The 23,591-nt window shown below is 59.2% G+C and carries 19 protein-coding genes and 2 pseudogenes; 11 read left to right on the top strand and 10 right to left on the bottom strand.

All coding sequences use genetic code 11. From position 1 onward, the window contains the following. Positions 1–321: 321 nt before the first annotated feature. The 4 genes from NKH67_RS24990 to NKH67_RS24975 all read right to left on the bottom strand — a co-directional run bounded on the left by NKH67_RS24990 (position 322) and on the right by NKH67_RS24975 (position 3,645). Entirely contained in the window at positions 322–1,737 is a 1,416-nt protein-coding gene (locus NKH67_RS24990; RefSeq protein ID WP_352479100.1) for a mannose-1-phosphate guanylyltransferase/mannose-6-phosphate isomerase, read from the bottom strand. A gap of 55 nt (positions 1,738–1,792) precedes the next feature. Continuing rightward, positions 1,793–1,954: a hypothetical protein gene (locus tag NKH67_RS24985; RefSeq protein WP_352479197.1), complete on the bottom strand. Its 162-nt coding sequence runs from the start codon at positions 1,952–1,954 to the stop codon at positions 1,793–1,795. Positions 1,955–2,106: 152 nt separating this feature from the next. Continuing rightward, positions 2,107–3,096: a nodulation protein NodZ gene (locus NKH67_RS24980; RefSeq protein ID WP_352910875.1), complete on the bottom strand. Its 990-nt coding sequence runs from the start codon at positions 3,094–3,096 to the stop codon at positions 2,107–2,109. Between the two features lie 393 nt (positions 3,097–3,489). Continuing rightward, on the bottom strand, positions 3,490–3,645 hold the full coding sequence (locus NKH67_RS24975; RefSeq protein WP_352483792.1) for a hypothetical protein: 156 nt from the start codon (positions 3,643–3,645) through the stop codon (positions 3,490–3,492). Positions 3,646–3,892: 247 nt separating this feature from the next. Here NKH67_RS24975 and NKH67_RS24970 point away from each other — a divergent pair, with 247 nt between their 5' ends. The 3 genes and pseudogenes from NKH67_RS24970 to gmd all read left to right on the top strand — a co-directional run bounded on the left by NKH67_RS24970 (position 3,893) and on the right by gmd (position 6,253). Continuing rightward, positions 3,893–4,297: a hypothetical protein gene (locus tag NKH67_RS24970; protein ID WP_353031944.1), complete on the top strand. Its 405-nt coding sequence runs from the start codon at positions 3,893–3,895 to the stop codon at positions 4,295–4,297. A gap of 437 nt (positions 4,298–4,734) precedes the next feature. Continuing rightward, positions 4,735–5,051, top strand: a pseudogene (locus tag NKH67_RS24965) (nodulation factor ABC transporter ATP-binding protein NodI); the annotation flags it as partial. A gap of 131 nt (positions 5,052–5,182) precedes the next feature. Then, a complete protein-coding gene (gmd, locus tag NKH67_RS24960) occupies positions 5,183–6,253 on the top strand; it encodes a GDP-mannose 4,6-dehydratase (protein ID WP_352479096.1) in 1,071 nt (356 codons plus the stop codon). Between the two features lie 124 nt (positions 6,254–6,377). Here gmd and NKH67_RS24955 read toward each other — a convergent pair. After that, positions 6,378–6,656: pseudogene (locus NKH67_RS24955) on the bottom strand (integrase core domain-containing protein); the annotation flags it as partial. A gap of 923 nt (positions 6,657–7,579) precedes the next feature. Between NKH67_RS24955 and NKH67_RS24950 the strand changes: the two are divergent. The 8 genes from NKH67_RS24950 to NKH67_RS24915 all read left to right on the top strand — a co-directional run bounded on the left by NKH67_RS24950 (position 7,580) and on the right by NKH67_RS24915 (position 18,745). After that, complete coding sequence (locus NKH67_RS24950; RefSeq protein WP_352517225.1) at positions 7,580–7,852, top strand: hypothetical protein; 273 nt, start codon at positions 7,580–7,582, stop codon at positions 7,850–7,852. 123 nt (positions 7,853–7,975) lie between these two features. Beyond that, positions 7,976–8,674, top strand: coding sequence for a thermonuclease family protein (locus NKH67_RS24945; RefSeq protein WP_352810641.1), 699 nt, complete (start codon positions 7,976–7,978; stop codon positions 8,672–8,674). 237 nt (positions 8,675–8,911) lie between these two features. Then, positions 8,912–10,498, top strand: a complete 1,587-nt coding sequence (locus NKH67_RS24940) for a hypothetical protein (protein ID WP_352797376.1) — start codon at positions 8,912–8,914, stop codon at positions 10,496–10,498. Continuing rightward, positions 10,482–11,684, top strand: a complete 1,203-nt coding sequence (locus NKH67_RS24935) for a PAN domain-containing protein (RefSeq protein WP_023680065.1) — start codon at positions 10,482–10,484, stop codon at positions 11,682–11,684. Before NKH67_RS24940 ends, NKH67_RS24935 begins: the two co-directional genes overlap by 17 nt. Before the next feature lie 482 nt (positions 11,685–12,166). Continuing rightward, complete coding sequence (locus NKH67_RS24930) at positions 12,167–13,645, top strand: protein adenylyltransferase SelO (RefSeq protein ID WP_352914166.1); 1,479 nt, start codon at positions 12,167–12,169, stop codon at positions 13,643–13,645. Between the two features lie 647 nt (positions 13,646–14,292). Beyond that, on the top strand, positions 14,293–15,381 hold the full coding sequence (locus NKH67_RS24925) for an AAA family ATPase (RefSeq protein ID WP_352810635.1): 1,089 nt from the start codon (positions 14,293–14,295) through the stop codon (positions 15,379–15,381). A 223-nt stretch (positions 15,382–15,604) separates the two neighbouring features. Further along, positions 15,605–17,848, top strand: a complete 2,244-nt coding sequence (locus NKH67_RS24920) for a S8 family peptidase (protein WP_352885399.1) — start codon at positions 15,605–15,607, stop codon at positions 17,846–17,848. A 9-nt stretch (positions 17,849–17,857) separates the two neighbouring features. After that, a complete protein-coding gene (locus tag NKH67_RS24915; RefSeq protein ID WP_352810630.1) occupies positions 17,858–18,745 on the top strand; it encodes a hypothetical protein in 888 nt (295 codons plus the stop codon). 245 nt (positions 18,746–18,990) lie between these two features. Here NKH67_RS24915 and NKH67_RS24910 read toward each other — a convergent pair whose 3' ends face one another. The 5 genes from NKH67_RS24910 to trbL are packed head-to-tail and all read right to left on the bottom strand — an operon-like array spanning position 18,991 to position 23,575. After that, positions 18,991–19,263 (bottom strand): DUF2274 domain-containing protein, encoded by a 273-nt coding sequence (locus NKH67_RS24910; protein WP_352517831.1) that lies wholly within the window; start codon positions 19,261–19,263, stop codon positions 18,991–18,993. Positions 19,264–19,274: 11 nt separating this feature from the next. Next, positions 19,275–20,492, bottom strand: coding sequence for a TraB/TrbI/VirB10 family type IV secretion system protein (locus NKH67_RS24905; protein WP_352718533.1), 1,218 nt, complete (start codon positions 20,490–20,492; stop codon positions 19,275–19,277). Positions 20,493–20,502: 10 nt separating this feature from the next. Further along, positions 20,503–21,531 (bottom strand): P-type conjugative transfer protein TrbG, encoded by a 1,029-nt coding sequence (trbG, locus tag NKH67_RS24900; RefSeq protein ID WP_352528987.1) that lies wholly within the window; start codon positions 21,529–21,531, stop codon positions 20,503–20,505. Next, entirely contained in the window at positions 21,521–22,252 is a 732-nt protein-coding gene (gene trbF / locus NKH67_RS24895) for a conjugal transfer protein TrbF (RefSeq protein WP_352910885.1), read from the bottom strand. Before trbF ends, trbG begins: the two co-directional genes overlap by 11 nt. After that, complete coding sequence (trbL, locus tag NKH67_RS24890; protein WP_352910887.1) at positions 22,253–23,575, bottom strand: P-type conjugative transfer protein TrbL; 1,323 nt, start codon at positions 23,573–23,575, stop codon at positions 22,253–22,255. Between the last annotated feature and the right edge of the window lie 16 nt (positions 23,576–23,591).

Here is a 23,591-nt window from a genome sequence, read left to right as displayed (position 1 = left end):
GAGTGCTGCGGGGATAGCGAGGTCGATTTGGCCCACTTCAGAGCGAAGTCGGCCATAAGCCATTGATATAATTTTGGTGGGCCCTGAGGGTGCTTGGAAAGTCAGAATATCAAAGGCTATTCGACAGTGGGACTGTGTTGCGTTACTATGCTCTCCGGTCTTTTCCGGTTGATTTGTCCCACCCTGATGCCGATTGCGGTCATTCGCCGCTGCCTTGGTCAATTCCCGATTCCACAAGCATCCGGTCCTGAGTGGGCAGACGGCCTTCCTAGTGGTAATTAGTCAGCGACACGTTGACCGTTCTCGTCATGCGGGTGAAATCTACGTTCGACCATATACGTCGTCGAAGCGAACGATATCATCCTCGCCGAGATAATCGCCGCTCTGCACTTCAATGATCACCAGGTCAATTCTGCCTGGGTTCTCCAGCCGATGCTTATGGCCGCAGGGGATGTAGGCTGATTGGTTTGTCGCCAGGAACAACTCCTGCTCGCCATTGACGATTTTCGCGGAGCCGCTGACCACGACCCAGTGCTCCGAACGATGATAGTGCATCTGCAGGCTCAGCCGCCGACCGGGCTTCACCTCGATGCGTTTGATCTTGAAGCGCTCGCCTTCCTCAAGAACCGTGTAGGTACCCCACGGCCGGTGTACCGTGCTATGGACCAGGTGAGCTTCATGTCCTGAAGCCTTGAGGCCCTCGAACAGCTTCTTGACGTCCTGAACGCGGTCGCGGGATGCGACAAGCAAAGCGTCCGGGGAATCGACGATCACCAGATCGCTGACACCGACCGTGCCGATGACGCGCTTGTCGGAGCTCACATAGCTGCCGGTCGTGTCGACCATATGCACATCGCCGCGTATCCTGTTCCCGCTTTCGTCGGGGGCGATCAAATCGGCCATTGCGTTCCAGGATCCGATGTCGTTCCAATCCATGTCGCAGGCAACCACGGCAAGTTTGTTCGTCTTCTCCATGACAGCGTGGTCGAGCGAGATTCGCGGGGCGGAGCCGAAATGCTCAGGCGCGAGTTCGATTTTGGCAAAGCCTTCGCCTTGACTGAAGCGCCCGTTCTCGTAGCTGTCGGAGGCGGCCTGGATCACCGCGGGGCAATGCGATGCCATCTCGTCGAGCATGGTTTGTGCGCTAAAGCAGAAAATGCCGGCGTTCCAGAAGAAGCGCTTGGACGCGACATAGGCTTTGGCTGTGTCCAGATCCGGTTTTTCAACGAAACGGACGACTTTCTCACCATCCGCTTCGATATAGCCGAATGCCGTGTCCGGTCTGGTTGGGGTGATGCCCAATGTGGCGATCCGCCCGAGCTTCGCATGTTCGATGGCCCGGCACATGACGTCTAAAAATGCAGGCAGGTTGCCAACCATGTGATCGGCTGGGAAGACGCATAGAATCGCGTCAGGGCCTTGCGTTGCCTTGGCATGGATGGCGGCTGCCGCAACGGCTGCGGCCGTATCCCGGCCTTCAGGCTCGAGCAAAAAGGTGCGTGGCAGGACCACGGAATCTAGTTCGTCGAACTCGTCCTTGGTAAGGAAGAGGTGTTCCCCAGATGTCACGGCGACGAGTTCCACTACGCCCTTTATCGAACCGACGCGCAGCACAGTGTGCTGAATGAGAGAATGTCCATCTGCTACTTTAAGGAAAGGTTTGGGGTGCGATTGCCTCGAAGCGGGCCATAGCCGCGATCCGGCTCCACCGCTGATGATGACGGGAACCACTTTCATTAAACAACCTCGATTTCGTCTCTGGACGTCATTGCCCGCGCCCTTAGCGTCAGCGTCACGACCGCCGTCGCTCTAGGATGGTCTTGCGGCGCTCCGAGTAACAGCGAAGTTCTGGCGCGTTGCCGGACGGCCGCAGATGAATGATCTCGTCATTCTGTATTCGTGCCCTAAGGCCGTTGGTTTCATCGACGTCGGCAACAGTCCCGAATGGAGCCAAGAACTGCTGCAGTGTGTCCGGATCCTCAAGCCTGCGGATCAAGCTGAGCAGCTGCGGGACATTTAGCGTATGCCATGGCCCGCCTCTCGTGGATTGCGGTCGATGTCTCTATGCCTGTTCGTTCCATTTGCCGAATTGCCCAGGTAGCGGTCTTAATCAAGATGAGAGACTCTTTGGCTGCCTTCTATCAAAATCAAACGACTTGGGTCCTTCAGATCGAACTCAATTACCCGCGGTACGAAAAGGCGTGCATATCGTGTAAAGGCGCTCGTCGGAGGAAACCGAACTACAGTATCGCAGCGCCCGAGAAGATACATCTCAACGAGGGCGGAAATTGCGCCGTCCATCCCAAGTGCTGCAGTGTGTAAGGGGCCGTCTTGATCGGATCGGAAATGCTTGGGGACGGTGAGAAGATCGGGAAACTTGGCCGACAGATGATCCAGGATTTGCGCGCTGTCCGTGCACAAGAACAGCCGCACAGGCTTGGGGTGCGGCAACGCTTTAGCCTTATCAACCGCAGTGCACACTTGTCGAACGGCGAACTCCGGATCGGCCCAGTAGGGCGCATGGTCCATGATGTCTTCACCGTTACCATGTCGAACATGAACCCCGATGATGCTGTGCCCCACAAAACATTCTTGGTAAATGGCATCTATGCGTGTTTGAATTTCAGACCGAGGCTTGACACTCTGGAAGACCTGCCGCTCGGCATCCTCATCGCAGCGCCACATCAAGCAAGCGTCACACACTACTGTGTTCGCTTCGACATCGTGTTCGGCCTGAAAGAGCTCGCCCAACTCGTCGCGCTCTTGGAAAATCTGCTCATCTGGGCGGTAAAGGCAGTCGATCGCTGGCCTATTCCACCACTCCGGGAAGAATGGACCCGGGAAGGAAAAGTCGTTGATCCGGTCGTCGCAAATAGCCGGTACGCCAGCGATGTCATTGATCGGTTGGAAGAACACCGGAAAGGCATTTGTGAAGGGTTGGTCGAGATAGCAGGACCCGCGCCAGTCGACGGCTAGCGTTCGTCCCGACCGCTGAGCGTAGCGCCAAGCGGCCGCCAGCGACCACAGACAATCACCGAACCCCGTACGCCTCTGAGAGACGACGAACCTGCGCTTTACCAATCCACTGACCTGCATTTTCGGAAATCTCGTTTCAGAGACGAGGTTGCATCTGACTTGGGATCTCTTAATCGATACTAGTCGACCGTTACGCCGGGCGATTTGGTAGAGGCTGCGCGTGGGGCAGAAGAGCTCCTCAGCACTGCCTATCCTTATCTCTGTGACGCTCGCAAATCTTGACGCCGGGTACACTCGCTTCCGGTTTAAATTCAGCGTTCTCTAATGCGCCCGGCGACATGTGTAAAATTGATTGCGTGAATGTGGCCCATCCATGTGATGGATACTAAGGCGTTCCTTGACCATGAGCCTCTGCTGACGTGGGGCCGCGCTTTGCTAAGCGAAACAGCCGGTCGAGGCAGTCCACAAAGTCCCTTTTTCAAGTCCAATTCTTAACTGCCTCAACGTAACATGTCATTTGCGGGCGTTTCCTGAAGGACGGATGTGCAGGACCCGCCAGCCGTCGAATGTCAGGCGCAGGCCATCCACGTCATTTATGGCCATCATGGCGTCCGGTCCCATCGAAAGATGCGACACGGCGCCCTCTGACGCTTTCAAGTGCGCCAACATGGCGCAACTCCTGCCGGATAGCTTTCGAGCCGGCTGGACTGAGCGACTGGCACGCGATGCTGTGCGACGATGGCCGGGAGAGGAATTTTGGCGTCTGCAGCCATGTGGAGGATCGTTCCGACGGTTCTGCGGATTCTCGGTGTCAGAGCGGACACCTGTGCGAACCCGCTCTCGTCCGTTTTCGACAGGCCCTTGAGGTTCATGACCCTGTTGTTCGCCGAGATCACCCGCCAGTTCAGCGATCCAGGTGAAGATCGGCACGCCTGTCGATGCGGCGATCATCGCCTCGGCCAGCGAAGATGATGAAGAGGGCCATTGGGTCAAGTACAAGCGCCGACCAGCGTTTCATTGCTTCAAAGCCCATTTCGGTGCCTACGCCGATACGGCCCTTGTCGAGGAGATCGCCGTCACGGCGCCCACACCGAGGACGGCAACGCCGTTCCTGATGCTCTGCCCGACAATCCCGGCGAAGTGTTTGCCGACAGCGCCTACCGAGGCAATCATCTCGGCGACGCGGTGCGCGCCAAGGGTCGAAGGCCACGCATCGTCGCAACCGCTATGTGGGGGCGCGACGAGGCCGAAAGCTCGACGCCTGGAACCAACCGATCCACAGAATTTGTACTCGGATCGAGAAGATCTTCGGCACCTGTAGCCGGATGCGATGGCGAGGGCTGGCAAAGGCGGCCGTTCAAATTCGCCGCACTGCGATCGCCTACAGTATGAATCACAGTTTGATGGTCGCCTCGTCCCGCCCATCGTTGAAGCCCAGCCACCGTTTTCGGGCTAGCGCGCCCGAAATTCCTTGAGGTCAATACGTAATGCCCTACCCGGCTTTTCGCCGCCGTCTCAGATGTGCGGTTCGCCCAAGCCCCCGACTGCCACGAACTTTGTCTTCGCGCGGAGCGAAACCTCGCGCCCACGACTTTGTGCCGCCGATGGTGCCGCGCTGCCCTGTCAAACAATCCATTTTATGGATGCACCTCATCCAAACAATCGATTTCACTGATCAAAACAATTTCCATTAGAAGACGCTGAAGCAGGCAAAGATTACTTGGTCAGCGCAAAAGAGGGATGGTGGAGTTCTAGTGTGGGTTGGACCCACATGCTCGCCATTTTATCTGGGAACTGCTACGTGCCCTGTTGGCGCAGGGCAATACGATTCCACTGGCCACCCACTTCGTGGAAGAAGCGGAGCGGCTGGGCAACCGACTGTGCGTGCTTGAGAACGGATGTAGAATCCCAGAAGGGCGTCCTAACTCGCTGATTGATGAGCAAATCGGGTGCGACGTGATTGAAATCTATGTCGCTCACCCCGTGAGCTGAGTTCGGCACTCAGGCCGCATGTGCGACTTAGGCAGGTTAGCGGCGAGACTCTGTTTTGCTATGCCTCGAAGCAGGAGCAGGTGTGCTCGCTGGCTGACACTGTCAATGACGAGCTCCGCGCCGCATCTGTCGAAATCCTACCATAGGGTATGAGGCGGGCCGCCGGTGTGGCGAGCCAGATTCGAAACTTCAACTACCATAGAGCAGGAAGAAAATGGGCGAGAACAGGAAAGTTGCTCTGGTTACGGGCATAACGGGACAGGATGGTGCCTATCTCACGCGTCTTCTGCTGGAAAAAGGCTACGTCGTTCATGGGATTAAGCGACGTTCCTCTTCCTTCAACACGGGTCGCATCGAAGACATCTACCAAGACCCGCACGATCCCGATCCGCGCCTAATTTTGCATTACGGTGACCTCACTGATGCGACTAATCTCATCCGAGTAGTTCAGGAATCCCAGCCAGACGAGATTTACAACTTGGCCGCTCAGAGCCATGTCCAGGTGTCGTTCGAAACGCCGGAATACACAGCAAACGCCGACGGTATCGGAACATTGCGACTTCTTGAGGCGATCCGCCTTCTCGGTCTGAAGGACAAGACCCGCTTCTATCAGGCCTCGACTTCAGAGCTCTACGGCCTCGTGCAATCCGTACCGCAGAACGAAACAACGCCCTTTTATCCGCGCAGCCCTTACGCCGCCGCCAAGCTCTACGCCTACTGGATCGTGGTCAACTATCGCGAGGCCTATGGTATCCATGCTTCCAACGGCATTCTCTTCAATCATGAAAGCCCACTGCGCGGCGAAACTTTTGTGACGCGCAAGATCACCCGCGCCGCCGCTGCTATCTACCTCGGCAAGCAGGACAAGCTTTATCTCGGCAATCTCGATGCTCAACGCGATTGGGGCCATGCGCGTGAGTACGTGCGTGGTATGTGGATGATGATGCAGCAGGATCAACCGGATGATTACGTGCTGGCGACGGGCAAGACGACCCCTGTCCGCCAATTCGTCGAATGGGTTTTCAAAGATGTCGGCGTCGAGCTCGAATGGCGTGGTGAGGGAGTCGACGAAAAGGGCTATGATGTCGAGACCGGCAGATGCCTAGTCCAGGTAGACCCACGCTACTTCCGCCCCACGGAAGTCGATCTTCTCCTGGGCGATGCCACCAAGGCGAAGGAGAAGCTCGGCTGGGTGCATGAGACATCCGTGCGCGAGCTCGCCGCGGAAATGGTGCGGGAAGACCTCAAGGTCATGCAGACATCGGTAATCATGAAGGAAGCATAATGTACGATCTGAAGGGAAAAGCCGTGTGGGTCGCGGGCCACAAGCATGGTGGGCAGCGCTGTTGTAGGCCGCCTCGCGTCTGAAGACTGCAAAGTTATGGCCGCCCTGACGTTTCCCCCAAATTTTATCCAGTCTTGAGTTCGTTTCCGCGGGTGGATTTGCCCTGATGGCCAGTGGACGCGACGGGTGCTGGCGCGGAGCGTTTCACGTTGCGCAGCGCGAGCGACCGTCGCGGGTTGAAGGTCGATGCACATTCGTTGGGTGTCTGCCATCCGATGTGCGAGTGCGGACGCGCGCCGTTGTAATCGGCGCGCCATACATTGAGCCTCGCGCGGGCCTGGGCCAGGGACGTGAACCGCGTCTCGTTGAGGAGTTCATCGCGAAGGGGGCCGTTGAAGCTCTCGCGTTAGGGTCCTAGCCAACCTCCGACTGTGAACTCGCGGAAGCGATTTACGGCAAGCGCACACAGCAGCTCGTCCACGGCGTTCCTACATGAAGTTTGGAAACTTATAATACTGGTACACACCTCCATGGGGGAACATTATCTCCAATATCTCAGCGATTACCGGATAGCTATCTGCCTTCACCTACCTCGGCCTAGTGCAGAATCTTGGCCGAATGAACTCGGCGCTCTTGCTGCACACCAATGGTCCGTCCCGCGCGAAGTGCGATCATACCGCCGCAGCTTACCTTCAAATCCGGCACTGGCGAGGATCTAGATCCAAGCCGACGGCGCCGGGGATCAAATAAAAAGCCGCCGACCGAAGCCAGCGGGCTTGATTGGGATAGCCCGCGCGGACGGTCAAGGCTGCGCCGGCCGACCATGGCGGAGGGGCCACCTTGGTCAACGGCACGGCCCGATGACGGCGTGCCGATGTACCACAACATGCGGCGAGATAGAGCCTTCCGGCGTCGCGGAAAAAAAGCCCGCCGGTTTTGAGCCAGCGGGCAAGTTCTGGAGTGGCTGAGATCAACCCAGCATCAGTCAACGACCGGCGGAAGAGTTGGTTGCAGTGGATGCCAGCTAGCCGCAGCATGCTGTGAATCGTAGCAATGTGAAAAACAAAACTCTGGACTTCTAGGTCGGACTCGCCCCAATATTTGTTTGGGGGAATTCACATGAAAATTGGAGCACTCATCGCAAGTGCAGCCCTGTGCGTCAGCGGCTGCTCTACGAGCACTGTCGTGTCGGACAGCGATCTCACGGCAATGAATACCGTTGCGCTATGTCACGTTCTCGCCAGCAGCACGGACGAACAGTATCGTAGTCGGGTAGCGGCCCTTCTAGTGCGCAGGCGCGCAACAGCAGAGAAGTGCACCAGGCTTGTGAAAACCGACAATGCTGTCGCGACAGGAATAGCGGTCGCGGCTGTCGGCGGCGCAGCTGTGGGTGTCGCTGCCAACAACGGCTATGGAGGCGGAACATATTACCGGCCACCGCCACCACAAATCTATGGCGTCGCGTGGGACCAATTCTATGGCCAGAACTACAGCGTTATCTGGCGCTGCCGCGACCGGTCCACCGGGCGGTTCGTTGACGATTACTATTGCGCCGGCCTGCCCATGGTCGACAGCGCATGGCCGGGCTGGTCGGCGTAGCGGATGAGCAGGCCATACCGCAAATATCGATCCAATCGGTGGCAGAGACCCACCGGTGCCAAGCTGTGGCGGCGCAAACTTGCGAGCGTGCCGGCAATGCTCAGTCTTACGGCAGCGGCGGCAGTGGCTGCCTTCCTGGCGCCGTCGGGCGCGCAACGCAGCGACGATGCATCAAAGGCCAGCCCACGAAGGGCGGCGCCCGCCTTGCTTACCGGTGTCGCATCCGTCATTGACGGCGATACGATCGAAATCCACGGCCAGCGCGTCCGCTTCAACGGCATCGACGCGCCAGAGAGCCGACAGCTGTGCCGCGATGCGAATGGCGCCGAGTATCCTTGCGGCCGGCGATCGGCCGAAGCGCTGGACACTTTCCTGGCCGCGTCGAGGCCGCTCGAATGCACATTCGTGACGTGGGATCGCTACCACCGCTTTGTCGGCGATTGTCGGCGCGCCGACGGCGCGGGCGTGGCCGCCTGGATGGTCCAGCACGGCCAGGCGCTGGATTGGCCTCACTACAGTCAGGGCGCCTATGCGGGGCAGCAGGCGCAAGCCCAAGCCTCAAAGATCGGCCTGTGGGCCGGGACGTTTCAGGCACCCTGGGAATGGCGCGCTGCGCACGCCGACGGCGCGGCGCCGTCGAGCCGCCCACTGGGCATCATCAGCCGTAAGCTGGTCGCGCAGAGCGGCTATTCTTGCGAGCCGCGGAGAACGTGCAAGCAGATCGGTTCCTGCGACGAAGCCAACTGGTACCTGCAAAACTGCTCATGGGGCGGAAAACTCGATCGCGACAAGGATGGGATCCCATGCGAAACACTCTGCTAGCTGAAATGCGCGCTACGGCCTGTTCGGCTTTCCGCTTACACCGATCTAACGAAGACCATGCATGGGCGGCGCGGTCTGCTAACCCCATTTTTTGACGAGGTATTCTATATCTGAAGGGCAGAAAAAGTTATTGCGACAATAGAGAGAAGACGCCTTAACTAAGACTTTCAAAACCGTTAAGTGTATGCTGCCAGGCGATCAAGGCGTGATGTCGCCCTGTCGGGGGGGGCGAGTAAAATGCAGACTGTGATGAGTCAAAAGCTGGCAAGCTATGGCCAGTGGACCTACCGTGGTGCCTGGGCCCTAGAGATTGCGGCCGCAGCGATTGGTCTTACGACAGGTGTAGCATTAGGCGTACAAGCGTTTTCTGCAAGCGAGTCTGTCACTGCAATGGATTTGACGCTCGCCAGTGCACCCTTTCTCATGGTGGCAATCGCGGAGCTCACCAAGATACCGATAGCTACACTGCTTTTCAGCGCGTCTTGGCTCTGGAAGCCCATAATCTTGGTCTTCCTCCTGGTTCTTGCAGGCATCACTTTCGAAACTGTCTTTATGGGGATGGAGAGGGCAGGCGCATTGCGTCAGCTGCGTTATGAGGAGCTCGTAAACAAGATTGATGCCCTTGAGCAGGAAGCGACAAAGCTCGCCTCTGCTGACGAACTTGGTCGAAGAGCCGATCAGGTCGATCAAGCCCGTTCCGAAATTGAGCAGCTGACTTCTCTTGCGGAAAAATCGCGTGCGACCTTTCAGTCGCAAATTGCCGAGGCCAATGCGGAATTGGAGGGAACGACAGCCCTTACCCCAGAAGCCTCGCGTGTTCGCGATCAAGTGGAGGAGAAAAACGCGGTTCGATCGGCGCTGATTCAACAGCGTGATCGCGAAGTTAAAGAGGCTGTCGATCAGTTTGAGCGCCAACGCGACAGCTTTGTTGAACGTATCAAGATGGCGCGCGATTCAGGGGACAGCGACTCGGCACGCAGGCTAGAATCGGAAGTGGCTAAACTTGCGAACCCCCGCACGAAAATTATCACCAAGTTCGACACTCAGATTGACCCGCTCGATCAAGAGATTGCCGCGCTGCGCGAAAATTTCGATCGTTTGCGGGCAAATAGCCCTCCTATGACTACTGACCAGAGGCAGAAGCTTGTCGATAGGCGTTCGTCTCTGGAGCAAACGCGCGATAGTGATGCCGCGGCTTGGCAGCGTCGATTGGATGAAGCGGGCAAACGGCTCGCAGATGCCCAGGCGGCAGAAGCCAACAAGGCAAACACCTCGGCGCAAAACCAGGTCAGACAGGACCAGATTGCCAAAGCCCTCAGCGCCTTGGCCAAGGAGCGGATCCCAATGGCGCGGACAGATCAGGTCCGCCGTATTGCCTCACGGTGGTACGGCAGCAAACCTGAACTGGTGACTGAGGCACAGGCCGGAATAATCTCTGTGATTTGGTTCGGCTCGCTCGCGCTCATTGCCGCGCTCGCGGGACCAATTACGGCAATGGTCGCTCTAGCGCTCCAGCGCATTGCCGCCCGAGAAGAGGACAATTCAGACAGCAAGACTTCCAGGCTGCTCCGCAGAATGCTTCTGAGTTGGCGGTGGCGCCGAATTCGAACGATTAAGGTACCAGTCGAAGTTATGGTCGAGAAAGAGGTTGAGAAGCGGGTTGAGGTGCCTGTGGAAAAGGTGGTCAAAGAGATCCTCTATGTTCCGCTCTTCACCGATGATCCCGAAGTCCTTCGCAAGGCCCTCGACCAGGATTTGCCGCCTGAGGTCTCAGACCTCGTGACGGTATCAATGAAGGGTCGCAAAAGTGCTCGTCCGGCATAACACCACCCTGCTCGAGCAAGCCGTCGATCTCGCCGTCAAAAGGTCAGCGATTCCAACCTTGCAGGCTCAAGCCGCGGCCCAAGAGAAGACAGCCCGGGCGACCGCCTTTCGCCGAATGGCGACTGGCGGAGCCATTGCAGTGGCGGCGGTCGGGATTGGGCTAGGCATCAATCTTGGTCTATGGGACAAAACCTTGCCGGAGCCGGCGGCTTTGCCGACCATAGAGCAGCCAAGCGATCTCACCTCCCCAAAAGATGAGCCGCCTATTCCTGTTCCAACTCCAAAGCCAACTCAGGAGCAGGCGCCTCAGGCTGACGTCCCTACCAAGCCTGACGTGGTGACCGTCGACTTCAACAAGTTCGCCACCAAGAACGTCGAGTTCCAAGGCACCACTTGGGAGTTAATCACAGGTCACCACTTCAAGGATGAGAACGACCAAACCTGGGACCGAGCGTGGTGTTACTCTCGGCGGAGTGTGAACGGCGTAGACGTAAATGTATCATTGGCAGCTCGTTCTGCCCCGACAGCGCCACCAGCCGGGCCTGGCGCTGCTGCTCAGACGCTTCAGTTGGTCGGCCTTAATGATTCATCCGCCGTCGATCTTGCAACAAGATGCGCGTGGTTGGATGGTCGCACATTTGCGTCTTCAGACATCATTCCTGACTCGTCACGAGAGCAGGCCGCAACTGTCCCCGCAGAAACTCCTGCGACAGAGGTCGATCCAGATAGTGGATTTGTTGTCGTGTCCGGGTGGGACGCGATCGGAAACGACCTGCCGGATATGCCAATTAGGAACGTGAGTTCTGAGCAGTGTCAAACCGCCTGCGACACCGACTTCAGGTGTCTAGCGGTTACTTATAACACAAAATTTCGAGCTTGTTTCATGAAAGGGGACGCATCGCTACTGGTCAAAAGCGAAGAGTCGATCATGGCCGCAAAAAAAGTGGTCGAGAGCAATTTGCGCTACTCGAATTTGGTGTTCGCCACAAAAACGGAAATTTCTGGCAACGCCTATTGGACCTCTCCGCTCCGATATCCAGACTGCATACTGCAATGTGCAAACGACAAATCCTGCTTAGGGTTCAATTTCCGCAAAAAAGAAAGTGCGTGTGTCCTTTTCAACAGCATAACCCAATCCGCTGATAACGCAGCGGTCGCGTCTGGCATCAAGAGCGTCGCCAACTAAAGTTGAAGCGAAGAACCTATCCTCAAGGAGCGATTGAAACCAAGCTGCTTGTCAAAGAGAGTGGCTAGCAAAATTCCACGATAACCTTTGGGTTAGCGGCAGGAATGTTCTTCGACGAAGCTCCAGCAGAATGCAAAGTGGAGCCAACTGAGGCATCTCAGAGAAAGAATTGTCGTCGGCGCATTGCGGGACCGTCTGACTTAATGTCAAAAATGGGGCCGAAAGCAGTCAGGCGGCTTAAGGCTACCGATTCGCGAAGACCAGACGTTCGCTGGCGCGAGAAGCGTCGTAGCCGTTCCGCTCGAAGAGGCTACTTGCCCGAAGGCACTGACACATCCATTTCTGGACGTAGCTGGAAATGAAGTTCGAGCATCGCCACATCAGCATACGGACCGGCAGTCTGATGGCACTATTGTCATTGATAACAATCTTTGCGACCGACGAAGCGTCTCGCGACTGCCGTTGATGTTTGAGGATTGTGAATGACGGTACGCTTTGCATTTGACAACAGCTATGCTCGGCTGCCGAGCTCGTTTTATGCGCGTGTTTCCCCGACCCCGGTCTCCGCACCGCACCTCCTCAAGCTTAACCAGGAGCTGGCCGTCCAGCTCGGGCTCAACCCGGTAGAACTCGCCACGCAGGCGGGTGTTGAGATTCTTGCCGGCAAACGGATTCCCGAAGGTGCCGAGCCGATCGCTACCGCCTATGCCGGACACCAGTTCGGCCAGTTCGTGCCGCAGCTCGGCGACGGAAGGGCAATCCTGCTAGGCGAGATCGTCGATCAGGAAGGAGTGCGCCGGGATATCCAGCTAAAGGGCTCCGGCCGAACACCGTTTTCCCGCGGCGGCGACGGGCGGGCGGCGCTTGGCCCCGTTCTGCGCGAGTACATTGTCAGCGAGGCCATGGCGGCTCTTGGCATTCCGACCACTCGGGCGCTTGCTGCGGTCATGACGGGTGATGAGGTGATACGAGAAACCTACCTGCCAGGCGCAGTGCTGACACGGGTCGCATCCAGCCACATGCGGATCGGAACCTTCGAATTCTTCGCGGCGCGCGGGGACGTGGATGCGGTGAGGGCTCTCGCTGATCACGCGATCGCCCGGCACTACCCGGATGCCGCGGGTGCTGCTCGCCCCTACCTGGCACTGCTGGAAAGTGTGATTGCGCGCCAAGCGAACCTCGTAGCGCAGTGGCTGCTCGTCGGCTTCATTCACGGGGTTATGAACACCGACAACATGTCTATCGCCGGCGAGACGATTGACTATGGCCCCTGCGCTTTTCTGGACATCTACAATCCCAAGACCGTATTCAGCTCGATCGACCAGTTAGGTCGCTACGCTTATGCCAATCAGCCTGCGATCGCCCAGTGGAACCTGACGCGGCTGGCGGAGTGTCTGCTGCCCCTCCTGGCTGAGGATCAGGACAAATCCGTGGAGCAGGCCCAAGAGGCGCTTTCTGCCTTCGCAGCACGGTTCAGCGACGCGTATAATAGTGGCTTGCGTAGCAAGTTGGGACTTTTGTCGGAGCGGGAGGGCGATCTTGCGCTGACGCAGGATCTTCTCGATCGGATGGTCGCTGGCAAGGCGGACTTCACCCTGACTTTCCGACGCCTGAGCGAGGCCGCTATGGGACCCGAAGGCGACGTCGCGGTGCGCAGCCTCTTCGAAGACCCTGCCCCATATGACGACTGGGCCGAGCGCTGGCGCAAACGGCTCGGGCAAGAGCCGCAGGAAGGTTCAGCGCGCCGGGCTTCCATGCAGCGCGTCAATCCGGCCGTTATCCCCCGCAACCACCGCGTTGAGGCGGTCATCGCGGCCGCCGTGGAGAAACAGGAGTTCGGACCGTTCGAGGACCTTCTGACCGTGCTCGGCAAGCCATACGAAGTCCAGCCAGGCTTCGCGAGCTATGCCGAGCCACCACCGCGCGATGGCCGCGTCTATAAGACCTTTTGTGGGACCTGAACCTGAGGTTCGTTGCGAAGAGATGCGTTGGATGACGAAAAAGAGCGCTCGATCGCGCGAGCGACGTTCCGGCTAGCATTCCAAGCTTTGCGCTCCGGCATCGCAGGATCGTGCTGGAAATGTCCCATCGTGCTTCTCCTTCGGGCACTATCGGCCGGAAGGGAAGCGAAAGGGGACCAGTCGGCAGCGGGGCCGTTTGCCGACCTTCCGGTTCTGGGTCGACGGCAGCGGATAGCCGCCATTTCAATCGGCTGTCCTAGTTGGAATGAAAACGAAAGTTCAATCTCATCGAGCCAGCCATCGCCAATCCTTTTCCCAAAGGGGTGGTAGTGATAGAAGCGGGTTCTGCTGGGAGGCCCTCGTAGGCCGAAGACGCGGCCACCGAAGGGGCGGACGGTTGCTCTCGGCCTCGATCTCCGAGTTTTCACAGGAAGTTGCGTGTGAACGAGGGGCTGGTTATGCATTTGGCTACCGGAAGTACCCTTATGAAAACTGGGCATTAAGGAAGACAACCTAAAATTGCACAGTCAGTAGACTGCGGCATTTTTATCGGAGCCTCTGGCGGCGGCCTCCTTTTGGCTTATCATTGTGAGAGAGAGAGAGGACGCCTGCGGCGCGAGTCGTTGGTGGAAGTAGCGAGATTGGAGATGACAAGAACCGGAGCGATACGTAGGACAGAAGACACTGGCTATTCCGGTGACCGTACGTCCTCGCAGTTTTCCCTGCAGGCCCTGGTGGCTGAGGCGCGTGCCCAGCAGCAGAACGGGATCGCCGAGCGTATCGTCGACGCGATGGCCTCCGACAGCAGGAAACGAAGAAGCGTGGCCCGCCCGCAAAGTTATCATGTCCCGCTGGAACTGAGCGAAATGCTCGTTGAGCTCAAGGCAGATCGCAGGCTCAAGGACCTGATCCTGTCTCCCGAGGTCTCGACAGAGGTGCAGGAATTCATCAGCGAGTACGCCGACATGGCGTTGCTGAGGTCGCATGGCCTCGAGCCGCGACACAAAGTGCTGCTCGTAGGCCCGCCCGGGACGGGCAAGACGAGTCTGGCCGAAGTCTTTGCCCATGAGCTGAGGATGCCGTTCTATGTCGTGAGATACGACGGCCTGATCGGCAGCTTCCTTGGTGAGACGGCCACTCGCCTCCGCAAGCTCACCGATTTCGTGGCCAGCCAGCGATGCGTCGTGTTCTTCGACGAATTCGACACCGTCGGCAAGGAACGGGGTGACACTCAGGAGACCGGCGAGATCAAGCGCGTCGTCAGTTCGCTCCTCCTTCAGATGGACTCGATCCCAACGAACTGCGTGATCGTATGTGCCACGAACCACCCCGAACTTCTCGACCGCGCTGTGTGGCGGCGGTTCGAACTCCGGGTGGACGTACCCCTGCCAGGGTCGCAGGAAATTTCGCAATGGTTTAACAGACTACGCAAGGACTTCGGTGCCGCCATCGCATCAGTTGAGAAAGAATTCGTCAGCACGTTGAATGGAATGAATTTCTCGGATATCGAAGCCTTTACCTTGGATGTTAGGCGAAAGATCGTTCTGTCCCGAGGAAAGCTTGCGGCCGATCAAGCACTGGCTGAAGGGTTGGCGAAGCTACGGCAGAAGCGGTCAACGCCGGGGGAGACGGATCATAGCAGACAGACCGATAATAAGGATCCGTCGAAGAGACGACGTATTAAGGCGGATAAAAGGCCGCCGGAAGGCCCGCTTCCCGAGGGCACGCTCATCTGAGGAGCAATCGAGGCGCCTTGCCCCGGGCATAGCCCTCATTAGGGATTCGCTTGCGGCCCAGGCTTCGACGAATCCCGTCTTCGCATCGCCGGAACGCGCCCTGGTTTTCGAGACCATAGGTCCCGTAGACAGGTTCGTCGCCGCCGCATCTCAGCTGGGATTCGAATGGCTGACGGAAGACTACGCTGGCTCGGAGCCTGATACAGTTAGCGACGACAACGCAGTGCTGGACGACCTTCCGGCGGACGATCCGGCGATGGCTCGTCTTTACCTCACCATGCCAACTGAGAACGGCATGCGCCAACTGCTGGCAATGTGGCGGAGATTCGAGACGAAGCTCGCACCCAGGGAGGACGAGAAGGATTGGTGGAAGATATTCGGTTACCTGTCGAAGATCCGCGTCTGGAACGCAACGGACCGCATTGAACCGGCGACGCAGTTGTTCATCGACCGCCGCATGGCCCGTGACGCCGCGGGATCTGTCCGGCTTGAACTCGACCTCTGGTTCCACGAGGACGAAAGCGTTCGCATGAACGCCAAGGAGTCGCTGGAAGGAATCCTTGCCGCGATTGGCGGCAGGATTGTCGACTTCGTCACCATTGAGCCAATCCGCTACCAGGTCGCGCTGATCGAGGTTCCAGCCCAGCAGGCCGTGGATGTCCGCTCCCGGACAGGCGCCCTGGCCAATGCCGACCAAGTTATGTCGATCCGGCCGCAGTCTCTGTATTCCGCGGCTCCGCTGAGTGAACCGATAGAGTCCGAACAAAATTCTGCACAGGGGCCGGTGCAAGAACTCCGCCCCGCGGTCGCGGCGATCCTCGACGGTTATCCTATGCAGAACCACGCCCTGCTGGCCGGCAGGGTCGACGTCGTCGAAGTGGACATCACGGGCGACTCGGTCCCTGTCGAGCGTCGCTTCCACGGGACCGCGATCGCATCGCTCGTGCTTCACGGCGACCTCGCGAACGGCGAGGACCCTCTGACACGGAGGCTTAAGGTGGTCCCTGTCTTGGCCGCACCGCAACACCTGAATGACGAACGCACCCGCGAGGATCTGCTTCCCCTCGGCGTCATCTACCGGGCGGTAGTGGCGCTCAAAGAGGACGATGGCCTTTTTGGACCATCCGGTCCCGATGTCCTGATCATCAACCATTCGCTTTGTGACGCCGAAGGGCCATTCGTCCGGCGGCCCACCCCATGGGCAAAGCTGCTTGACTGGCTCTCCGAGAAGTATGGGATCCTTTTCGTAGTCAGCGCCGGGAACATCACGGGACAGTTCCCTTCGGGCTATTCCGACCACGCCTCGTTCAACTCCGCCGCCCCGCTCGAACGGCAGATCGCTCTCCTCCGCGCGGTCGAAGCCAGTAAGGGGATGCGCAGCCTTCTCAGTCCGGCTGAAGCCATGACCGCCCTCAGCGTTGGCGCCGTCCACGCGGACGGAGCAGGAGACTGCCCGTCTGAAGCGATGGACCCTTTTTCTGCCGTTGGCGTCACCAACATAGGCTCCGCTATCGGTCCGGGGATCAACCGCGCGCTAAAACCCGACATCGTGGAAGCGGGAGGAAGACAGGTTGCGAACGCTTCTAACCAGCCGGCCGGGCATCATATATGGCCCAGCGAGATTGGCCACATAGGCCTGAAAGCCGCCGCACCCGATCCCTTCACCGGATCCTCCTCCAAGACGAGGCGTTCAACAGGAACCAGCAACGCGGCCGCGCTCGTTACCAGAGCCGGCGTGCGGATCATCGATGCGCTGGAAGAAGTGCTGGCCGAAGACGGGACAGCGCTCCGGGATTTCAGTCGGGCATCCCTTGCGACGAGAACCCTCCTGGTGCACGGCGCGAGGTGGGGCGACGCCGGGACCTTGCTGGAGGCCGCATATCCACCCCCGGGATTGGGCCAGTGGCGGAGGCGCAGGGGTATCATCACGAAGTTCCTGGGATATGGCAGGCCGAGCTACGATCAAGTGATCGAAGGCGCGAGCAACAGGGTCACGCTACTTGCCGATGACGAGATCAGGCATGAACAGCTTCACGAGTATCGCGTACCGATTCCGACGAGCATGGTCCGGTCACGGGAAATCCGCAGAATCACGATGACGCTCTCCTGGATGCCTCCGATGCATCCGACCTCCATCGCCTATCGCGGAGTGACGTTGGACGTGGTGGATCAGGCGGGACAGCGCAAGTTCTGGCGCGGAGTGAAGACGATCATGCAGCCTCATCCCGACGACATGCGCAGAGGCACGTGCGCCCATTTCATCCTTGAAGGGAACAACAGCACCGCCTTCGTCGATTCCAACGGCCTGTTCATCGGTGTGCAGGCGAGAGCGCTCAACGCCCACTTCCACCAGAGTTCGGTGCCGTACGCGCTGGCCGTCACGCTCGAAGTCGCGCCCACCGTCCAGGAGGACATCTATGCATCGGTTCGGAATGCCATCCGGCCAAGGCCGCGCGTTCGCGCCTAAGGAGGTCTCATGGAATTCAGCAAGTCTAACAGCATCGGCTCGAAACATCCGACGGAAATTGCTGCCTATCTCGAGCTGATAGGCGATACGGAGGCTGCGGCCCGCTTCTATGAGATGGGACAGCGAAGCCAAGGCGTGCGCATTCCGTACTTTACGAATGACCACTGGGCTTATTCTGGAGCGGTGGTGGGATTCATCCCGGAGGGAACTGCCTCCAGCGGCGAAGTACAGATCGTCAACGCCACTTCGATGCAGCCGGATAACGCGCTTCAGGACGCAAGCCTGAAAATCACTCTCGATCGCTTCTACGTCCATAACTACCCGGGCACCGGCCGGCACGAGATATTGTGCGAATTCATGGGAAAGAACCAGGCAGGTAGCAAGTCTGAAGAAATGAGGTTCGCGTTGAAGACCTCGGCGACCGACAGGAGCGCGGCGCCGCTCATGAGCCTGCCGATCTTCGTCGGGGTGAACGTCGGCAAGGATGGTCTCAGCTTTGAAGGCCGCACCATAAACATCCGGAGCGGTGGAATGGACATGTTGGTGGAAGCCCTCGACAATTCCGCCTTCAAAGAAGGACTCGGCCTCCTGACGACGGCTCAACCCGCTCTTGTGCCGTTCGTCCAACTCGCCAAAGGTGTGGTCTCGACAATTGAGAAGCAGGGAGAGAACAAGCAGGTCCTGCAGTTCAGCCTGGGCCTAGATTTCTCCAGCACCGCGACTTCGGCTAAACTTGGCCTCGGTTCCTACGTGGTCGTCCAGACCAATGATGTTGACTGGAACTGGGATGAATTCGTCCTCAATCGCCAGAGCAATGCAATCGTCCCCAAGCTGAACGGATCGGGTCCGATCGAGCTCAACTACCTGATCTTCGGGGTCACGCGCGCGGGCGGCTGACGAGATTCCAAAGGCAAACAGAACGTTCTCCCTGTGGTCGGGCGGAGCCAAGGGCACACAGAGGTCCGCTTTCGGGGGCGGCAAAGCCACCCTGCTATGACCGAGATTGGGCGCAGAGCCGGCATTGGTTCGGGGCAGATCAGCTCGTCTATTGTGCCCTATGTTTCGGCTTGCCGCCGGCAAATTGCTTCAATGCATTTGCCCGCCTAGAAAGGTGCCCCCTCGGATTCACTGGTCGCTGTCACTTATTCGGACCCTGAAATTGCCTGCCGCCGCGATTTCTCTGACATGTCGACGACAGGGAGCCCTTCCTTTCTGGCCTTGGCAAACGCTCGATCGCTTTCCAGGAACTCCGCCAGCATGAACGGGATCAGTTCCGCTACCGATTCGGACTCGCCATAGGTCTGACGATAAAGCGCCGCATAGTCCTTCAGTGCTTGGTTCAGGTCTGCACTTACGCTTATGGTGATCTTCGAAGGTGTCCGATCCGGAAGTTTGCCGAGTTTCAGATTGGTCATGATGACTCCAGTCAATTCGGGTACGGCCGTAGCACAAGATCCTTGTGCACGATGACGCGCAGTGGCCAACCAGGGCGGACGGTGATCGTGGGCTGAATATTGAGGTTCTTCTCGGTGATGCGCTGGCCAGCTCGACTGACGTTCTGCTGAGCGGATTCGCGGATTGCTTTGACCAGGTCGCTTTCCTCTTCCCCGAGGCTCAGCTCCGTGCCGACCCCTAGCAACGTGGCCAGCGCAACGCCTTTGATCAGCTGCCAGGTGTGGAAATCCACCTTGTCCTCAAGCCCGGCATAGCCGGCGGTGTCCGTCGCCGGCAGATTGTCGATTTCGATCGAAGAGCCGTCGGGCAGCAGTATCCGTTGCCAGACCAGCAGCGCGCGCCTTTGTCCAAAGGCAACAACGCTGTCATAGGTGCCAATCAGGCGAGAGCCTTGCGGAATGAGCAAGGTGCTGCCGGTGACTGTGTCGTGCACATTCTCGGTGACCTGTGCGACGACGAGGCCGGGCAAGTCGGAATTGATGCCAGTGATCAGGCTCGCTGCGATGACGCTGCCGGCCATCAGCTGATAGGGCGAAGCCGGCGTCTGCAGTGCATGCAGATTGTAGATTCCACTTGTGTTCCGCTGGCTGACAAAATCGAGCTTGCGCTGTTGATTGTTTTGGTCGCCCTCGGCCGGTGCAACGGAAGCTGAATCGCGTGCGGCATCGGATTGTGGAGCCGTTGCCTCAAAGGGTGGACGCCCGCCCTGCCCGTTGCCGGCGGCATCTGCTTGCCGGGGTCGATTTTCGATCCGGAAGAAGACTTGCGATTCGCGCGCCTCGATCGCCTGCTGTGCAAGGCGCTGCTCCTCCGCCGAAACCTCCTGGCCCGGCGCGATGCCCAGCTGGCGTTGGTGCTCAAGGATGGGGCGGCCGAGGTCGCCGGGCAGCGGTGGTCCAAGCACCGGAGGCTTGGGCTTGATCCCGGAATAGTCCTTAGGCAGCCTTTCAATTGCCTCCGCGGTTGGCTTCCGCTCAGTGTTGTAAAGCTCTTCAGCCTGCTCTTTGATGCGCAGCGCCGGTCCCTGCAGCGCCATCATGGTGACGCCTAGAACGGTCCCGGAACCAACAGCAGCAATGGCGACAATAATGCTGCGCTTGAAGCGCACAGCGCGGCGAGGCGAGGCCCGCAGCTGCAGCTGTTCTGGATCGAGTTTCGGTGGAGCATCGGAGCGGGAAGTATCCGTCATGGGCCGTCCCTCACCTGCTGGAACGCGAAAAGAGCAATATCCGCCTCGGCGCTTGCCTGCCGTCGGTCCTCGTGATGCGCACCACCTGCTGCTGCTTGGCGCCGAGGCGCAGTTCGGCTGCGGCGAAGAGGCGATCGACGATGTAATAGTTGCCCCGTATGCGGTAGTTGACGAGCTGGTTGTCCCCGTCAGCACCGACGATGAAGAGCGGCGGAGCCTCGCCCTGATCGATGCGGCGCGGAAACTCGATATAGACCTTGCTGCCATCATCGAAGGCGCGCGTCGGCCTCCAGGGCGGCATGTCGCCCGTAATCGAATAGCGGAAGCGAATATTTTCGAGAGCCACATTCGACGCCACTGGCATAGCGGCGTCGGCCTGCGCATTGCGCCGGCGTAGCGCGATGATCTGGTCCTCGCTGTAAGTCCAGGAGATGGCTGCCATGGCGGTCTTATCCGTGCTTTGAAGCTGCAGGTGATAGCTTCGCCGGTCCGTGGTGATCACCAGATTGGTGGCAAGTCCTGGCGCGAAGGGCTTCACCAGCACATGGGTGCGCTGGTCATCGCCGGAGCCACTGACGGTGTCGCCAATTACCCAGCGCACTGTATCGCCGGCCGACACGGATTGGAGTTTCTCGCCTGACTGCAGAGCGATATCGCTGACGCGCTCCGGTGCGGCATAGAGCTGGTAGAGCGCGCCTTCGGCAAAGGGGTAAACCTGCACCGCATTCACATAGCCATATTTGGTGGGTTGCTGCGTCGCCGCCTTGTTGGCATCGGCGACACGTTCTTCAGGCGAGCGCTTGTCTTCAGCAGCCTTGCCCGGCTCGGGCTGCAACTGGCCGGGCAGCGGCAGCGGTTTCGGCACTTCCACGACTTTGACGGGCTTCCCCGGCGCCTTCTCAATCGCGGCCGGCTTGAAGTCAGCATGGTCATAGGAAATCTGCGGCGGCGGCACCGGCTTCGAGGCACAGGCGGAAATGACCGCAGCCGACGCCGACAGGATCAGCGCAGTGCGGAGAGACGAGAGTCTATTTATCATTGGCGGGCTCCTTTGGGGGAACGGAAGTTTGCGCGGCACTGTCGAGCTCGCGCGACCAGTCGATTGCGTTGATGAAGACGCCGAGCGGGTTTTTGCGCAGCTGATCGGTATTGTTCGGCGGCCGGATCACAATGGTGAGAATCCCGGTCCAACGCGTTGTGCTGGCGAGGCTGCCGCGCTCAAAGACCTGCTCGGTCCATTTGACTTGAAAGGAGTTGTCGGACGCTCGAACCACGCTCGTCACCTGCACCGAGATGCTGCGCGTGCCGATCTTGCCGAACGGGTCATTGGCCTTAGCGTACTCATTGAGAAAGAGGGCTGCACGGTCGGTGGCGAAGTCGTAGGCCGAGAGCCAATTCTGCCGCACCAGCACCGCATCGGTGGAGACGGAGCGGACATTCTGGATGAAATGGCCGAGGTGCCAGGCAATCTGGGCATCGTCGGGCTCGTAGGTTTGGATTGCCGGCGCGACAGCCCGTGTTTCACCGAAGCGGTCGACCTCGACAACATAAGGCACGACGCGGCCCTGCATCGACTGCCACAAGAGTCCACCAGAGAGCCCGATGGCCAGAGCGAGGCAGCCAAAGGCCATCAGGCGCCAGTTCCTTGCCTGCACGCGCGCAGTGCCGATGCGCTCGTCCCAAAGTTGGGCGGCCTTCTGGTATGGTGTGACGGGGTGGGGCGTCTTCCCGTAACGCTGAACAGGTCGCTTGAAGAGCATCTAGTCTTCCTTATCGTTGAGAGAGGGGTTGGCCCCGCTTCCACCCCGATCGCCATCGCGGACGGCCTGCGTGGCGGCGTGGCGATGGGCGCGCGCGGTCTGTTGGGAACGCAAGCGCCTCGCCCACGCCGGCGCGGCATTGGCACCTGACGCGGCAGGGTTTCCGGTCATTGATGCGGTCGGCGTGCCGCCCGTCGCGGTCCAGGCGGGATTGCGGCCGGCATCGGCGCTGCGCCGGAATGGTTCTGTTGCAGATCGCATTCCCCGCATCGCGGCGCCGCCAGCTGCGCCGGCAACGCCCTGCAGTCCAGCCGCTACGCCGGAGAGGCCGGACTCGGGCGATGTTGCACGCCGCATCTGCCAAGCTGTGGAAGCAGCCGATCCCATGGCCGTGCCGGCTCGAACGGCGGCGAGACCGCCGCCGGTTGCCATGCGCGCGCCGGCAAGCGCCGCACCTCCGGCAACGAGCGTTGATCCGGCGGCCGCCGCGGTGGTTCCGAGTGCGGCTCCCGCGCCAAGCTGCGGCGCGCCCGAGACAAGACCCGAGGCAATTCCCGGCCCGAAAATGCCGAGCCCAAGCAGCGCCAACGCGCCCAGTACCTGTGACATGGCCGCGGCCAAGTCCGGCTCCTTGCCTTGCAGCGCGGAAGCGAACTCGCCGAAGAGCGTGGAGCCGATGCCGACGATGACAGCAAGCACCATCACCTTAATGCCCGACGAGATCACATTGCCGAGCACGCGCTCGGCCAGAAACGCCGAGCGGTTCCAGAGCGCGAAGGGCACCAGAACAAAACCGGCCAATGTGGTGAGTTTGAACTCCAGGATAGTGATGAAGAGCTGAATTGAAAGAATGAAGAAGGCGATGAGGACCAGAAACCAGGCGAGAAGCAGCACGAAGATGGTCAGCGCGTTGCCAAAGATCTCGGGGAAGCCGACTAGCTGGCTCGCTTGATTGAGCAGCGGCCAGGCGCCCTCGAAGCCGGCCGCGGCAATGCGGCCTGGCCGCAGGAGACTGTCGGCGGACAGATTGCCGGCCGATGCGTTGATGCCGAGCCCGGCAAAGGAATGGTAGATGATGTCGGCGAGGTTCTTAAAATTGTTCAGGATGAAGGCGAAGGCGCCGACATAGAGCACTTTTCGGACAAGCCGGCCAAGAACATTGGGCTCGCCGCCGAACGCCCAGACCAGGCCTGCCAGCGTGATGTCGATGCCGATCAGGATGGTGGTGAGAAAGGCGACGTCGCCCGAAAGCAGACCGAACCCGCTATCAATATAGCGGGTAAAAGTCTCCATGAAGCGATCAATGACGCCGAGGTCGTTCATGTCGCCGCCTTCCTCG

The sequence above is a fragment of the Mesorhizobium sp. M0968 genome, assembly GCF_040319065.1.
Lineage (GTDB): Bacteria > Pseudomonadota > Alphaproteobacteria > Rhizobiales > Rhizobiaceae > Mesorhizobium.
Note: the sequence above shows the minus strand (reverse complement) of the source record. Positions and strands in the feature narration are given on the sequence as shown.